This window comes from Umboniibacter marinipuniceus, from assembly GCF_003688415.1.
Classification (GTDB): domain Bacteria; phylum Pseudomonadota; class Gammaproteobacteria; order Pseudomonadales; family DSM-25080; genus Umboniibacter; species Umboniibacter marinipuniceus.
This window is the reverse complement of record NZ_REFJ01000002.1, coordinates 476887-492682: the sequence shown is the minus strand read 5'-3', so window position 1 is coordinate 492682 and position 15796 is coordinate 476887. Positions and strand designations below refer to the sequence as shown.

14 protein-coding genes are annotated in these 15796 nt (G+C 49.3%); 7 read left to right on the top strand and 7 right to left on the bottom strand.

Translation table 11 applies throughout. The features are described from left to right. Positions 1–52: 52 nt before the first annotated feature. Positions 53–1513, bottom strand: a complete 1461-nt coding sequence (locus tag DFR27_RS06120; RefSeq protein ID WP_121876561.1) for a transglycosylase SLT domain-containing protein — start codon at positions 1511–1513, stop codon at positions 53–55. A 220-nt stretch (positions 1514–1733) separates the two neighbouring features. Between DFR27_RS06120 and purL the strand changes: the two genes are divergently transcribed. Next, entirely contained in the window at positions 1734–5615 is a 3882-nt protein-coding gene (purL, locus tag DFR27_RS06115; protein WP_245962612.1) for a phosphoribosylformylglycinamidine synthase, read from the top strand. Positions 5616–5755: 140 nt separating this feature from the next. Here purL and DFR27_RS06110 read toward each other — a convergent pair whose 3' ends face one another. Continuing rightward, positions 5756–6334 carry a superoxide dismutase gene (locus DFR27_RS06110; RefSeq protein ID WP_121876559.1) on the bottom strand — a complete coding sequence of 193 codons (579 nt, stop codon included), beginning with the start codon at positions 6332–6334 and terminating at the stop codon, positions 5756–5758. 247 nt (positions 6335–6581) lie between these two features. Here DFR27_RS06110 and DFR27_RS06105 point away from each other — a divergent pair, with 247 nt between their 5' ends. The 3 genes from DFR27_RS06105 to DFR27_RS06095 all read left to right on the top strand — a co-directional run bounded on the left by DFR27_RS06105 (position 6582) and on the right by DFR27_RS06095 (position 9387). Next, positions 6582–7385: a hypothetical protein gene (locus DFR27_RS06105; RefSeq protein WP_121876558.1), complete on the top strand. Its 804-nt coding sequence runs from the start codon at positions 6582–6584 to the stop codon at positions 7383–7385. A 52-nt stretch (positions 7386–7437) separates the two neighbouring features. Next, positions 7438–8955, top strand: coding sequence for a fumarate hydratase (locus tag DFR27_RS06100; protein ID WP_211327573.1), 1518 nt, complete (start codon positions 7438–7440; stop codon positions 8953–8955). A gap of 90 nt (positions 8956–9045) precedes the next feature. Next, positions 9046–9387: a 4a-hydroxytetrahydrobiopterin dehydratase gene (locus DFR27_RS06095; RefSeq protein ID WP_425452015.1), complete on the top strand. Its 342-nt coding sequence runs from the start codon at positions 9046–9048 to the stop codon at positions 9385–9387. Between the two features lie 44 nt (positions 9388–9431). On the opposite strand, the gene csrA is transcribed toward DFR27_RS06095, so the two are convergent. The 3 genes from csrA to DFR27_RS06080 all read right to left on the bottom strand — a co-directional run bounded on the left by csrA (position 9432) and on the right by DFR27_RS06080 (position 11891). After that, a complete protein-coding gene (gene csrA / locus DFR27_RS06090; RefSeq protein ID WP_121876555.1) occupies positions 9432–9629 on the bottom strand; it encodes a carbon storage regulator CsrA in 198 nt (65 codons plus the stop codon). 83 nt (positions 9630–9712) lie between these two features. Beyond that, entirely contained in the window at positions 9713–10702 is a 990-nt protein-coding gene (locus tag DFR27_RS06085) for an ABC transporter ATP-binding protein (protein WP_121876554.1), read from the bottom strand. Positions 10703–10706: 4 nt separating this feature from the next. After that, positions 10707–11891, bottom strand: coding sequence for an aspartate aminotransferase family protein (locus tag DFR27_RS06080; protein ID WP_211327572.1), 1185 nt, complete (start codon positions 11889–11891; stop codon positions 10707–10709). An 80-nt stretch (positions 11892–11971) separates the two neighbouring features. Between DFR27_RS06080 and grxD the strand changes: the two genes are divergently transcribed. The 3 genes from grxD to DFR27_RS06065 all read left to right on the top strand — a co-directional run bounded on the left by grxD (position 11972) and on the right by DFR27_RS06065 (position 14086). Then, positions 11972–12289 (top strand): Grx4 family monothiol glutaredoxin, encoded by a 318-nt coding sequence (gene grxD / locus DFR27_RS06075; protein WP_121876553.1) that lies wholly within the window; start codon positions 11972–11974, stop codon positions 12287–12289. Between the two features lie 148 nt (positions 12290–12437). Further along, positions 12438–13040 carry a peroxiredoxin gene (locus tag DFR27_RS06070; protein ID WP_121876552.1) on the top strand — a complete coding sequence of 201 codons (603 nt, stop codon included), beginning with the start codon at positions 12438–12440 and terminating at the stop codon, positions 13038–13040. Between the two features lie 74 nt (positions 13041–13114). Continuing rightward, positions 13115–14086 carry a LysR family transcriptional regulator gene (locus tag DFR27_RS06065; RefSeq protein WP_121876551.1) on the top strand — a complete coding sequence of 324 codons (972 nt, stop codon included), beginning with the start codon at positions 13115–13117 and terminating at the stop codon, positions 14084–14086. Here the strand turns inward: DFR27_RS06065 and rnt are convergent. Both rnt and pyrC read right to left on the bottom strand, forming a co-directional pair. Next, the gene (gene rnt, locus DFR27_RS06060) at positions 14083–14724 is read right to left on the bottom strand and encodes a ribonuclease T (RefSeq protein ID WP_121876550.1); all 642 of its coding nucleotides are present in this window, start codon (positions 14722–14724) and stop codon (positions 14083–14085) included. The two genes, DFR27_RS06065 and rnt, sit on opposite strands and share 4 nt — an antisense overlap. A gap of 1 nt (position 14725) precedes the next feature. Then, complete coding sequence (gene pyrC / locus DFR27_RS06055) at positions 14726–15754, bottom strand: dihydroorotase (protein ID WP_121876549.1); 1029 nt, start codon at positions 15752–15754, stop codon at positions 14726–14728. Positions 15755–15796 lie beyond the last annotated feature (42 nt).

The following is a 15796-nucleotide window of genomic DNA, read 5'->3' as shown; positions in this document are numbered from 1 at the left end:
AGTGTCTAAAACGCCTAATTTAGTCGTATTTAGCTCAATTGTCACGCCATATTTAGGGGGCGACAGCGTATCGGGTGTGGCGCTGTATGCTGTTGGCCACAAGGTAGGGTGTCGTATCGAGGAGCGCTTGATAGCGAAGCACATTGTCTACATAGGTTGCACACTCTCTACCGCGGGCATAACCTCGTTTAGTGCTCGCGTAGATATTTGGATCCTCAAGCATGATGACAAAGGGCTTTACATGATCCCAACGATCGGGATCATAGCCGTTTTGCTGTGCCAAGATACGAGCGTCCTCAAGGTGGGAGCGCCCCATATTGTAGCTCGCGAGGGCGAAAGCTATTCGATTATCGTAGGAAAGCCGATCAGGAAGGTTGTTATAGAGCTTTCGCAAATAGCGCGCGCCACCGAAGATTGAAGCGGACGCATTAGTTCTATCTACTACGCCGAGTTCGGCTGCCGTAGTTTGCGTTAACATCATGAATCCCTTGACCCCTGTGGGGCTAGTCGCGTTTGCGGACCAATGAGACTCCTGAAAGCCCACTGCAGCAATCAGGCTGGTTGGTAGATTAACTGTTTCTGCCGCGGCCACGATAGTTTGGGAGAAAGCTGGTAAGCGTGCTCTCATGAGAAAGCGGAACGAACGCGCGTCGGCTTCAGAGAATTCCGTAATTCTCGGTAGCTCTGCGGCCATCATGTTATCCAGTGCAATATAATCAAGATGATCACGGAAGAACTGCTGAATCATGGCGGACAGCGTTGGATCGCGGTGGCTGGTTAGCCAAGTATGATTCGGAGTAACTCCACCTATTGAATGGGCTTGTAGATCAGGATACAGCATTGAGACATGCTGAAAGGCATGTAAATCAATCACGGCAGCGTCAATTATTCCTCTGCTAACTGATTCAACCAGCACTGGCATGTTGGCTTGAGGATCAACTCGGACGGCAGTCTGAAAGTGCTGTCTGGCGATATGCTCTGAATAGCCATTATCGATAACTACGATTTCTGAGGGTGCTGGTATTCCGCTATGAGTACCTTCGTCAATACCCGGAGAACTCGAGCGAGGCGTTACAATGACCGGAAGCACGGTTCGATAGTTTGGACCTGCAACAAAAGAGGTGGTGTCAATCCATTGATCATTCACCCCTGCAGCAACAACGTCAATGTCGCCACGTTGTAGTGCATCGCGGAGTTCACCTAAGCTTGGGTAGGCAATCAGCTCTATGGGACGATTAGCAAATTGTGAGAACTGAGTAGCCAAAAAGTACTCTATCCCACGGAATTCATTGTGATCGGTATACCACGTGCTTCGCTTGTTGATACTGCCGATTATAATAGCGTTCTGAGTCTGGGTGTGCTGAGATGTTTTCAAGGGGATTAGCGGAGATTGAGCGGCCTGAACCCATGTGGAAGGCTCATCATGATTGGCCTCCGAAGCCATTGAAACGTTTAGCCACAGCGCCACGGCGGTTAACGCAAATACAATTCTTATTGTTAAATTTATAATCATAATGTGCAGCGTATCTCACTAGTGCTGTGATGAACATCACTAAATGTTAGCTGCTATCTGTCCGTTTGCCATAGTTAGTTTTAGCTATGGTGATAAATAGCTTGCTCATTACTCGGCTTAGTTGCGCTAACTCGATGACTAATCGCAAGAGGTGAATACGGCTAACTTGATGAGTTACCATTAATGTGAAAATTACGCTCCAACTATCAGATCTGCTCTCATGCAGTACAATGACGTAACTTTTCAATCTATAGAGATCCTTGTCGCGATGTTATTAGCTGCTCAGTCCTGCTTATCACACTTTAGAAATCAGCAAATTCTTACTCGTCTACAGCACGTTGATCCAAGTGTGGCTTCCGTCACGGCTCACTTTGTATTGCTTCTTGAAGGCGAAGACTTAGTGGCGAGCCAAGAAATAATTGATCGTCTGTTGCAAACTACGGGGCGAGATGTTGAGGGAACGCTTATTGTGCCGCGCATTGGGACCATATCACCCTGGTCATCGAAAGCGACCGACATTCTCCGCAACTGCGGTGTATCGGGCTTATCGCGAGTTGAGCGCGGTGAAGCGTGGCAATTTTTTGATGCCGCTGGAAAGCCCATTCGACCTAGTAATGCGCTGTTGGCCGAAGTGTTTGACCCCATGACCTCAGAGGTCTTAGCTTCTCCTAATGATTATTCACAGGTTTTTTCTCATGCGCAGCCACAACCCTTCTCGCGCATCGAACTGGGTAACGATGGCGTGGAAGCACTCGCTCAAGCGAATCGGGACCTAGGTCTAGCCCTCGGTGATGATGAAATTGAATACCTCGTGACTAAATACAACGAGTTGGGGCGTGATCCGGTTGATGCCGAGCTAATGATGTTCGCCCAGGCAAACTCCGAACATTGTCGTCATAAAATCTTTAATGCGAGCTGGACAATTGACGGAGAAGACCAGCCATTATCGCTTTTCGCCATGATCCGTAATACCTACAAAGTATCGGGTGACAATGTTTTGTCCGCCTACAGCGATAACGCATCGGTTACCAAAGGTCCGGTTGTAGATCGCCTTTGGGTGTCGCCAGATGGTGATGAATATGGCTACAAGAATGAGCCGGTCCACATGCTAATGAAGGTGGAAACCCATAACCACCCAACCGCGATTGCTCCACACCCTGGCGCGGGAACAGGCTCGGGCGGAGAGATTCGTGACGAAGGTGCGGTGGGCCGAGGTTCTAAGCCAAAGGTTGGGTTAACAGGGTTCTCAGTAAGTAACCTGCGTATTCCAGGGTTCACGCAGCCTTGGGAAGTAGACTTCGGCAAGCCAGAAAGAATTTGCTCAGCATTTGAAATTATGCAAGAAGGCCCAATTGGCGGAGCGGCATTTAATAACGAGTTCGGTCGTCCAAATATTAATGGCTATTTCCGGACGTACGAGCAGCGTTTCGACACTAACCTTGATAGCGAAGTTCGTGGATATCACAAGCCCATTATGATTGCTGGTGGATACGGTAACGTGCGCGATGAGCATGTGCTTTCACAACCGGGTAAGGTGGGGATGAAGCTGGTTGTGATTGGCGGTCCAGCGATGGAGATTGGATTGGGTGGCGGTGCTGCGTCAAGCGTCAACTCAGGAGCCCAAAGCGAAGCACTTGATTTCGCTTCGGTCCAGCGTCAGAACCCTGAGATGGAGCGCCGTGCTCAAGAAGTGATTGACCGTTGTTGCGCATTGGGCGAAGAAAACCCGATTGCACTTATCCACGATGTGGGAGCGGGTGGCCTATCGAACGCCTTCCCCGAGCTTGTTGATGACTTAGGTGTTGGCGGCGACTTTGAGTTGCGTAAAATACCGTCTGACGAGCCAGGCATGACACCGTTAGCGGTTTGGTGCAATGAATCGCAGGAGCGATATGTTATGGCGATTCATCCTGAGCGGATGGCGCGTTTTGAATCGATCTGTGAACGTGAGCGCTGCCCTTATAGTGCTGTTGGTACGGCGATCGAAGCACGTCACCTAACGGTGAGTGATTCGCACTTTAACGAAGCACCAGTAGATCTTCCTTTGGAGGTGCTACTCGGAAAGACACCCAAGCTTCATCGTGACGTTCAAACTAAGCAGGTTACAACCTCGGCACTCGATTTCACTGGCGTTGAACTGGGCGAAGCAATTAAGCGTGTGTTGAGCTTACCGACGGTGGCGAGCAAGTCGTTCCTTATCACCATTGGCGATCGTTCGATTACTGGACAAGTAGTTCGCGATCAAATGGTTGGGCCCTGGCAGGTTCCTGTGGCCGACTACGGTATGACTACCGTGGGGTATAACACCTACGCAGGTGAAGCGATGTCGATGGGCGAGCGAGCTCCTGTCGCGCTGATTAGTGGCGCTGCGGCCGCGCGCCTTAGTATCACAGAAGTTATTACCAATTTGGCGGGAACCTCAATCGGGCAACTGTCGGACATTAAACTTTCTGCTAACTGGATGTGTGCCGCGGGTCACAATCGCGAAGACCAAGCGCTGTTTGAGGCAGTTAAAACGGTGGGTATGGAATTCTGCCCTGAGCTTGGGCTAACTGTTCCTGTTGGTAAAGACTCATTGTCTATGCGTACTCAGTGGAAAGATGGCCAGGAAGACAAAGCAGTTGTGGCGCCATTGTCACTGGTCGTATCAGGCTTTACGCCGGTTGAAGACGTTCGTAATGCGGTAACCCCGCAGTTGCAGAGCTCCGATTCAACCCTCTTACTGTTGGATCTCGGCCGAGGTAAAGATCGCCTGGCGGCGTCAGCGCTCGCTCAGGTCTTTAATCAGGTTGGCGATATTGTGCCCGATGTGAGCAGTGCTGATGTAAAAACACTGTTCAATACCGTTCAGGGCTTGCTTAAAGCGGGGTTACTCCGCAGCTATCATGACCGCTCGGACGGTGGATTGATCACTACGTTGGCCGAAATGGCATTTGCCGGTCGTATAGGTTGGTCGGTGAATATCGATGCTGACGACCTGCTAGCGGGACTGTTCAGCGAAGAAGCGGGTGCAGTTCTGGAAGTTGCCAGCAAAGATATGCCAGCGGTTATGGCGCTTGTTGAGCAATCTGGAGCAACCGAGTTGCTGGTGGAGTTGGGAACTACACGAGGCGATGACCAGTTAGAAGTTTGTCACCAAGGCAACCGTGTTTCGAAGGTTTCACTGTACGAGTGGCAAGCAACGTGGGCGGAGACATCCTATCGTATGCAGGCGCTTCGTGATAACCCAGAGTGTGCCGCGGCAGAATTCGAAGCCCTTAAATCTCCTTCTCGAGGGATTCGTGCTGAGTTGAGTTTTGATCTATCAGAGTTAACGGCTCCTGCAGTTATTGGCAAAACCAAACCGAAAGTAGCGATTCTTCGTGAACAAGGTGTTAATGGTCAGAATGAAATGGCCGCTGCCTTTGACCGTGCAGGGTTCCAAGCAATAGATGTTCATATGTCCGATATTCTGTCGGGGCGGGTTAGCCTCTCAGAGATGTCTGGTCTAGCGGCTTGTGGGGGTTTCTCCTACGGCGATGTGTTGGGGGCAGGACGTGGTTGGGCGAGTACCATTTTGAACAACTCACGAGCCTACGATGAATTCAGTGCATTCTTCCAGAACGAACAATCCTTTTCGCTAGGTGTATGTAATGGTTGTCAGATGATGGCGCAATTGCAGGAGTTGATCCCAGGGTCGGAACATTGGCCAACTTTCCATCGTAACGCGAGTGAGCAGTTCGAGGCGCGTGTAGCAATGGTAGAAGTTATGGATTCGCCGAGTATTTTACTTAGTGGTATGGCTGGCACGCGAATTCCCGTGGCGGTAGCGCATGGTGAAGGTCAGGCTAAATTTGCCTCGCAGTTAGCTTTGCAGAATGTTACTCGCAGTCTTCGATACATTGATGATAGCGACAACGCTACCGAGCAATATCCACTCAACCCTAACGGCTCTCCAGAGGGAATTACTGGTGTAACGTCGCTTGATGGTCGTGCAACCATCATGATGCCGCATCCTGAGCGAGTGTTCCGAACTATCACTAATTCGCACAAGCCAGCGGGTTGGGAAGAGAACGGAGCTTGGATGAAAATGTTCCTCAACGCCCGTAAGTTTATTGGCTAAGTGATTAGCTAAAGAAGTAGCCATTTACTTCTCACCGAGGTAAATGGCATGACTTTAGCTATGAATTTTCATCAATAAAAAAGCCGCGCAACTTTCGTTACGCGGCTTTTTATTCGCGCGAAGTGCGCGACAACTGGCGATTAAGCGAAGTTTGCGTTAGCAAATTCCCAGTTGATTAATGACCAGAATGCCGCCAAGTAGTTAGGGCGAACATTACGGAAGTCAATGTAGTAGGCGTGTTCCCATAGGTCGACAGTGAACAATGGCTTAGCGTCGCCCGTGATAGGGGTGGCAGCGTTGCTAGTGTTAACAATTTCAAGAGAACCATCAGTGTTCTTTACCAACCAAGTCCAAGAGGAACCGAAGTTGTTAACGGCCATATCATTGAACGCCGCTTTAAAGTCTTCGAACGAGCCCCACTTAGCGTTGATAGCGTCTGCTAAAGCACCAGTTGGTTCACCACCACCGTTAGGGCTCATGCTGTTCCAGTAAAAAGTGTGGTTCCAAATTTGTGCGGCGTTGTTGAAGACGCCTGCCGACGAGCTCTTAACGATAGTTTCGAGGTCTTTACCTGCGAAATCAGTGCCGTCAATAAGACCGTTCAATTTGGTTACATAAGTAGCGTGGTGCTTGCCGTAGTGAAACTCTAGCGTTTCTTTTGAGATATGTGGCTCAAGTGCATCCATTGCGTACGGTAGTTCTGGAAGTACATGTGACATGTGTCGACTCCTTGCAGTATTCAGTGAGTAAATTGATTCCGCGATTGTAGAACAAAGTGAGGCAAAATGGCACCGCTTGAATACCAATAGCGGTGATTACTACGGTTTCTACTAGGGGGGGACTTGGCGATTGCGCGTTTCCAGCAACGAATTTTCCAAAGCGTGCCGCAATTACTTGGTTCGTCGACCCTAAAAAGGGTAAAATTGGCACTCTGTAAGTCGACATTTCCTCAAGGTGATAATAACAATGTCAGATCGCGATATGAATGACCCAATAGTCGTTCCCAGCATGAAATTAGATAAAGATGATGTCCGTGCCGGGCAGACTAAACCACAGCGTTCAGCTATTAAAAGGTCGGTCTCGAACACAGCTAAGACTAAGACGAGTGGCGCCGAGGCCACTAGTAAGGGATTGGCGAATACCGTGGGGTTGATTGCAATCGTATTGGTGGTCATTATGGCGGTTGTCACCGCTTATTTGTTCTATCAACAGGCACAGCACAGCAAAGCACTTGAGGCTCAGATTGCTGAATTGAGTCTAGCGTTACAGGATGTAGCGGTGAATACAGCTGCGTTAACTGAAGAGGCGGAAGAAGCACACCAGTTTGCTAGCTCAGAAATTCGTAAGCTTTGGGGCGTTGCATACGATCGAAATCGCAGCGCTATTGCCTCCAATACCACAGCTATCGCAAGGCTCGAAACGTCGTTGGCTTCTACCTCATCCCAGGTACAGCAGGCAGCCCGTTCAGCGGGAGAGAGTGGCTCTGCAGTGGAGCGATTACAAAGTGAACTTGCCAGTAAAGACGTATTAGTTACAGAGGCGAACCAACGCGCCTTGTTGTTAGGAGAAGTTATCCAAGAGCAGCAATTTACCATGCAGCAATTGTCAGATCGAATCGCAGATTTAGAGCGTCAAAACGCGCTGGCAAATAGTGAGTTAAGCAGACGGATTGAACAGACTGAAGCCCTTGCGAATGGCTTTGATGCTTATCGTCAAACGGTGAATAGACAATTGAATGAGCTTCGAAATCAGCTTCCAGCTGGTCAATAAGCTACACTTTGAACAAAATTTGAGAGCAGTTGAGATTTTTAAGGAGCTAGCAGTGACGACTATCCGTCAAGACGACTTTATCGAGAGCATCGAAAGCGCTTTACAGTATATTTCTTATTATCACCCAAAGGATTTCATTGATGCGGTCAATGAAGCCTACGAACGGGAGGAATCGAAGGCCGCCAAGGACGCTATGGCGCAAATTTTGATTAACTCGCGGATGTGCGCAATGGGGCGTAGACCGATTTGTCAGGATACGGGTATCGTTAATGTGTTCGTTCGCGTTGGGATGAAAGTTCAGTGGGATGCTGAAATGACTGTGACTGATATGGTCAATGAAGGTGTTCGTAGAGCCTACGCTCATCCGGATAATGTCCTTCGCGCATCGGTGCTCGCTGATCCCGATGGCGCACGAAAAAATACCGGTGACAATACGCCAGCTGTAGTGCACTACGAGATTGTTGCTGGTGATAAGGTTGAAATTGATGTAGCCGCTAAGGGTGGTGGCTCAGAGGCAAAGACTAAGTTTGCGATGCTAAATCCCTCTGACTCCGTGGTTGATTGGGTTTTAGACATGGTTCCTCGCATGGGGGCGGGCTGGTGTCCACCGGGAATGCTAGGAATTGGTATCGGCGGTACCGCCGAAAAGGCGATGATGTTAGCCAAAGAGTCGCTAATGGGCAGTATTGATATTCATGAGTTGCAAGCAAAAGGTGCTTCAACCCGAGCGGAAGAACTGCGCCTTGAGTTGTTTGATAAGGTAAACAAACTTGGTATCGGTGCCCAAGGGCTAGGCGGATTGACTACCGTCCTCGATGTAAAAGTCAGTGACTATCCAACTCATGCGGCGAATAAAGCGGTGGCGATTATTCCTAATTGTGCGGCAACCCGTCACACTCACTTCACTCTTGATGGCAGCGGACCGGCTGAGTTGCAAGCACCTAAGTTGGAGGACTGGCCTGAAATTTCTTGGGAATTAGGTGAATCCGTACGCAGAGTAAATCTCGATACGGTTAAACCGGAGGATTTACTTGATTGGGCGCCGGGCGAAACAGTGCTGCTTTCAGGCAAACTCCTCACTGGACGCGATGCGGCCCACAAGAAAATGGTTGATATGCTGGCTCGCGGTGAAGAGTTGCCGGTAGACATGCGTGGCCGCTTCATCTACTACGTAGGTCCGGTGGATCCAGTACGCGATGAAGTAGTAGGGCCAGCAGGACCTACTACCGCGACACGTATGGATAAATTCACTGATACCATGCTTGAGGAAACGGGCTTAATTGGCATGGTGGGGAAGGCCGAGCGTGGTCCAGTAGCCATCGAGACCATTAAGCGTCACAAAGCGGTGTATTTAATGGCCGTGGGTGGATCAGCATACCTAGTCTCGCAAGCTGTTAAGAAGGCGACTGTGGTTGGTTTCCCGGAGCTTGGCATGGAGGCAATCTATGAATTTGAAGTCGAAGATATGCCGGTAACAGTCGCCGTGGATGTGAACGGTGAGTCGGTCCATGAGACAGGTCCTAAGATTTGGGCGGAGAAGATTAATCAAGCGGCACTTAGCAAAAAATAACACAAAGGTAGGTAGTTACATCTGTAACTACTGGACATGTGAGGCGTCTTCAGTGCAAACTGTAGGCGCTTTTTTTATGGAGAATGAATCATGTCATTAGCGGAACAACAATGTGAAGCCTGCAGAGCTGATGCTCCGAAGGTGAGTGATGAAGAGCTAGCAGCCCTTATTCGAGAGATTCCCGAGTGGACTCCTGAGGTTCGTGACGGAGTGATGCAACTTGAGCGTGTTTATAAGTTTCGTAACTTCAAACAGGCACTAGCGTTTAGCAATAGTGTGGGCGAAATTGCGGAAGAAGTTGGTCACCATCCTGCGCTACTAACAGAGTGGGGTAAAGTGACGGTTACCTGGTGGAGTCACGAAATGGGCGGCTTACACCGCAACGATTTTATCATGGCTGCTAGAACTGATTCGGTATTTAATGCTCGCTGATTAGTGAGCTTTGCACTCTATTTGCTCGTTGCTAGGCCAGTTGCTTAGGAATTTGAACTGGCCTTATTTTCCTCAACGGCAGGTGTTAAACGTCGATCAATAACTTCTTCACGTAAAATAGTAGTTTCTTTCGGCGCATCAATGCCGATTCGTATCTGGTTACCCTTTACACTGAGCACGGTAATTTTGACGTCGTCGCCAATGACAAAGGATTCGCCACAACGGCGACTAATAATGAGCATAAAGAATCCGATTTAAAATTAATTAAGTTTGTGTAGATTGTGATCACAAACAGTTAATCAAATAATGCGGATGAACGCAAGAATTAGCCGATAAACGGTAGTAATCTTTCAGAAAATATTATTAGGTGCGCCACTTGCCCAATCTTCAGCTCAGTATGACTATTCACTCGCAAATTCTTTATCTCGATATTGTCGGTCGCTACTTCATATTGATATCCAGGGGCTAAATAGGTCTTACTCTTCACTGTTACTGGGGTTGTTCTGGTGCCATCAACAACGTCGACTGATAGGGATAGGGCGTCGGGACGCAAAAAATATCGCCCATTAGAGTAACTTCCGCCATCCAGGTGCTGCAATTCCGTCTCGGTAAGCCAATGACCTCTGGAGAAGAATTCGGCGCAGGCCTCGGTTGAGGGTTGGGTGAATATCTTTTCAGGGGTGTCCACCTGCGCCAGTGATCCCTGGTGAAGAAACGCGACTCGGTCAGCCAGCGCGAAGGCTTCTCGGTGATTGTGAGTCACGAAGATCGCCGTCATATTTCGGGCCTTTATAAGTTGTTGTAGCTCGCTAAGTAGCGCATGCTTCAGAGATTCATCCAGGCTGGCAAAGGGTTCATCAAAGAGCAATACACTTGGCTTCGCCGCAATGCTACGGGCTATTGCAACGCGCTGTTGCTGACCGCCACTTAGCTCGTGAGGGAAGCGCTTTAGTAGACCATCAATTTGTAACTGACGAGCAATGGTTTCGATCTCTTGCTGGGAACTAACGCCGCTAAAGCTGATGTTATGGTAAACATCCAAGTGGGGAAAGAGCGCATGATCTTGGAAGATGAGACCAACATTACGCTCTTCGGGCGGTAGACTGGTTTGTTCATTTAACACAAGCTTTTGGTTGATGGTCACTGAACCCGCGTCAATGTCTGTGAGTCCTGCAATGACTCTTAGCAGAGTGCTCTTACCACTACCACTGGATCCCACTAGCGCGACAATTTCGCCGGCGTGGATGTCCAAGCTTACCTGCTCGAGAACCATCAGTGCGTCGTAACGTTTGCTTAAATTCGCTATTTCTATCATTTGTTCAGTCTATCGCCTGTGCAATAGCAGCTGCAAGCTCCTTAGCTTCGTCAACCGACATTATGAGCGGTGGTAGCAGGCGGATTCTTGAGTTGTTGATCACATTAACGAGGATACCTTGGTCAAAAAGTAGTTGCGATAAATCCTCTTTGGGCTCAGCAAGTTGAAGTCCTAGCATCAAGCCCATTCCTTCTATGCCCTGTAGTTTGGTGCCGAGTAGTCGTGCTAGCTCATCTCGAAGCGCGTTGGCGACTCGTGTGACGTTTTGCAAGAATCCCGGCTCGCTTAGCGTAGCGTAAACTGCTTCAATCGCGGCGCAGGCCATTGGGTTGCCGCCGTAGGTAGAGCCGTGAGTGCCGGGGGTGAATAGCCCCGTTGCACGTCCAGCTAGTAGTGTCGCACCAGCGGGGAAACCATTTGCGAGACCTTTGGCGGTGGTGACAACATCCGGTTGGACGGCACTGTGCTGGAACGCAAAGTACTTGCCGGTGCGGCCATTACCGGACTGGACTTCATCAATCATTAGCAGGAGCTCATGTTCCTCGCACATTCTTTCGAGCTCAGGGATAAATGAGCTGGGTGGGCAGATGACGCCCGCCTCACCCTGAATGGGTTCCAGTAAAATAGCATCATAGTTATGGGCTGATGCTAGAGCCTCGCGAACGGCCTCTATAGCGCCATAGGAGATGCGTTCAATATTGTCTAAAAGCGGGTAAAATGGAGCGCGAATAGCTTCTTTGGCGGTGGCGGAAAGTGCCCCCAATGAGCGGCCATGGAAGGCGCCCGTGAAACAAATGATGCGTCCAGCGGCGCCACGCTTCTTCATGCCATGCAGGCGAGCAAGCTTAATAGCTGCCTCATTCGCTTCGGTCCCAGAGTTACAGAAGAACACCTCCTCCATATTGGCAGCACGACAGAGTACTTCGGCAGCGCGATTTTGTGGTTCGCTAGCGTAAAGGTTGGAAATATGGTCTAAGGTCTGCATCTGTTTGGCTAAGGCTTCATTGACGCGCGAATTACAGTGTCCTAAATTGGCGACGCCAATACCTGAAAGTGCATCAAGCCACTGTTCTCCGTTACTGTCCGTGAGGCGGATGCCATGAGCGCTAGTAAACTTAAGAGCAGGGCGACCATAGGAATTTGCGATTGCGTCCGATTGAATAGTTTTGGAATTCTCTGTGGTTATCACTTAGTTGCCTCTTTGTTGGTACACACACGGATAAAAACGGGCTAAAATGTCGCATCGCATTTTAACTGGACGACGTAACAATGGATATATTAGATACCATCAAAGATCAGATTAGCACCAATAACATTCTCTTATACATGAAGGGTTCGCCAACGGCACCGCAATGTGGTTTTTCCGCGCGGACTGTTCAAAATGTCATGGCGTGTGGTCAACGTTTCGCCTATGTTGATATTCTATCTCATCCTGAAATCCGGCAGACACTACCTGGATTTGCTAATTGGCCGACCTTTCCGCAGCTTTGGGTAAACGGTGAGCTAGTGGGCGGCTGTGATATTGTTGCCGAAATGGCTGAAACGGGTGAGTTGAAGACGTTGTTGGATGCGGCAACCGCGGAGTGATTGGCCGAGGTGTTGCTGTAATAGTTTTTTGCTATTGCGGATTATAGTTTTATTTTAATATCACTATGGTATTTTCTGAGAGATAATAGCTCTCGAATTATTGATCAGCTCGCTAAGAGTTGAATGTATTTTTTATGGAGGCTTTTTCATGGCAGTTTTAGTAGGTAAGCAAGCACCAGACTTTACCGTACCAGCGGTACTTGGTAATGGCGAGATCGTAGACTCATTCACGCTTTCTGAAGCAATCAAAGGCAAGTACGGTTTAGTATTCTTCTATCCGCTAGACTTCACTTTCGTATGCCCTTCAGAGCTTATTGCGCTTGATCACCGTATGGATCAGTTCAAAGCGAAGGGTGTAGAGGTTGTAGGTGTGTCCATTGATTCACACTTCACTCACAACGCATGGCGTAACACGCCAATTGATCAAGGTGGTATTGGTCAAGTTCGTTACACGCTAGCGGCCGACATGACGCATCAGATCGCGAAGGATTATGACGTTGAGTCTGAAGGCGGTATGGCTTTCCGTGGTGCTTTCTTGATTGATAAGCACGGTGTGGTTCGTTCACAGATCGTTAACGATCTACCGCTAGGTCGTAACATGGACGAGCTTATTCGCCTTGTTGACGCGCTAGCTTTCCACGAAGAGCATGGCGAAGTTTGTCCTGCTGGTTGGACTGAAGGTGACGAAGGTATGGATGCATCACCAACAGGTGTTGCCTCGTTCCTAGCTGGTAACTCTGACAAGCTATAAAGCTTGGTTGAAGTAATCAGAGAAAAGGCCTCGCGATAGCGAGGCCTTTTTGCGTTAGGTGTTGCCAGTAGGCTATGATTGGCAAAAATATCATTGAGTACTATATGAAACGCGTAGAGTTATCTCGAATCAACTTAAACCAGCTAGTAGCGCTTCAGGTGTTGCTAACAACATGCTCGGTGAGTCAAGCCGCTAAACAGCTATTCGTAACCCAGTCCGCCATGTCCAAAACATTGGCTAACCTTCGCGAGCTCTTTGATGACACGCTGCTCATGCGAGTGGGTACAAAAATGCAGCTGACGCCGTTGGCGTCAAACTTATCCAAGGAACTGCCGCAGTTACTTCAATCAATCGAAGATTTTGTTGATCTCAGATCCTTTGATCCGAGTACCGCTGACATAGAGCTGCGCCTAGCGGTGTTGTCTTATCTTGGTCAACAGCTTATGCCTGAATTCCTTGCGCGCTTACAACGAGCTGCGCCCGGTATCCGCGTTATTTCGGAAGGTGTGACGGACAATAGTTGGCGGCGAATGGATCAGGGGGAGTTAGATATGATTATCGCTTTTCCGCCTCGGATTGGTGCGCGCCCAACCGCTGGCGAAGCGCTGGGCCCCGTCCCATTCGCAACGCTGGTTAAGAAAGGTCATCCACTCACTCGTTCCGAAATGACGATGGATAGCTTTTTGAGTTTTCCTCATGTTCGCTACCTCGTTCCCGCTATGACGCGTTATACAGGCGGTCTTGTTGATGAGTGGTTGGCAGCACAGAATTTGCGTCGAAAAGTGGTATACGACACACCGGATGTTGGCTCGATTGTAGAAATTATTCGTCGAACTGACTGTGTATACTCTGGCGTGGATCTTATGCAGCTACCCGGTTCAAACTTGAGCGATATCGTTAATATCGGAATGCCGCCTGGTTTAGTGGTGCCGGAATTGAAGTTTTGGCTATATATGGCGCCAGACCGAAGATATAGTGCTGAAATGCAGTGGCTAAGCGATTTCCTCAAAGCCACTTATGCTGACATGATTGGAGCAGAAGGTTAAACTTCTGCTGTCCTTTCATCTGTAGCGGGGGTGGCTAGCGGCCAACCTCCTAGTTCATGCCAGCGGTTCACGATGCGGCAAAATAGCTCGGCGGTCTTTTCGGTATCGTACAAAGCACTGTGAGCAAGCTTACCATCAAATTCCATTCCCGATAATTTGCATGCCTTGGCGAGTACTGTATGTCCGTAGGCTAAACCGGCTAACGTAGCCGTATCCATGCAGGAAAATGGATGCAGTGGTGAGCGTTTAATATTGTTGCGCGAGATAGCCTGGTTAATGAATCCCAAATCGAAGTGAGCATTGTGGGCAACCAATACCGCACGGTTACAACCCTTAGCTTTGACATCTTGACGAATTATCTCAAACGCTGCCTTGAAGGCTTCAATTTCACGAATTGCCTCACGGTTGGGGTCCGTGACATCTATCCCGGTAAACTCCAGGGCCTTGGGGTCAAGTCGGCCGCCGGCGAACGGTTTGATATGATATTCGTAGGATTGGTCTCTAACGAGCTTACCGTCTTCCATCTTTAGCGTGACCAACGCCATCTCTAGAATAGCGTCAGTGGCGGCTTCGAAGCCGCCAGTTTCGAGATCCATGACAACAGGGAGGAAACCGCGGAATCGCTCTGCTATCGACATATTAGCTAACACTCCATTCAATTTCTTCGCGGGCCATTAAAGGCACCAGCTCAGTCTTGCCAAAATAGAAAGATTCAGGGACTTGCCATGATTTCTTGGTCAAGGTGATGGTGTCACTATTCCTTGGAAGTCCGTAATAATCCGGTCCAAAATGGCTCGCAAACGCCTCGAGTTTGTCGAGTGCGCCTTCGCGCTCGAATGCCATGGCATAGAGCTCAATGGCTGCAAAACTCGTATAGGAGCCAGCACAACCGCAGGCCGCTTCTTTCGCGCCTTTTGCATGTGGGGCACTATCGGTACCTAGGAAGAACTTTGGGTTGCCGCTCGTGGCGGCGCGAAGCAGCGCCCGTTGGTGCGTGTTACGCTTTAATATCGGCAAGCAGTAAAGGTGAGGGCGAATTCCACCCGCTAACATGTCGTTACGGTTGTAAAGTAGGTGGTGTGCGGTAATGGTTGCAGCGAGGTTGTCCGGCCCCTGTTCTACGAAGTTCACTGACTCTTCAGTGGTGATATGTTCAAGTACCACTTTTAGGGTAGGGAAGGTGGCGACGATATCGGCCAGATAAGTCTTTAGGAACTCACTCTCGCGATCGAAAATATCAACGTCGACGTGGGTTACTTCGCCATGAACGAGAAGGCGAAGCCCCTGTTCGGCCATCGCTTCGAATACGGGATACATCGCTTTAATGTCGGTCACGCCAGAGTCAGAGTTAGTGGTGGCGCCAGCGGGGTAAAGCTTAGCGGCAACGACCACACCGCTGTTTTTAGCATCAATGATGTCTTGGACGCTGGTGGCGTTGGTTAAATACAATACCATTAAAGGTTTGAACTGAGTGCTAGCTGGCGTTGCAGCGGTGATGCGGTCAAAATAGGCTTTGGCCTGCTCGGCGTTGACCACCGGAGGAGTAAGGTTAGGCATGACGATAGCGCGTGCCATATATCTGGCGGTGTCAGGAACGGTCAGTTCCAAGGCTTCGTGGTCACGAAAGTGAAGGTGCCAATCATCCGGGCGCGTAATAGTAAGTTCCATTCGAGCAAGCTCCATAGTCTGTTTGGCGCTATTTTAGCTTAA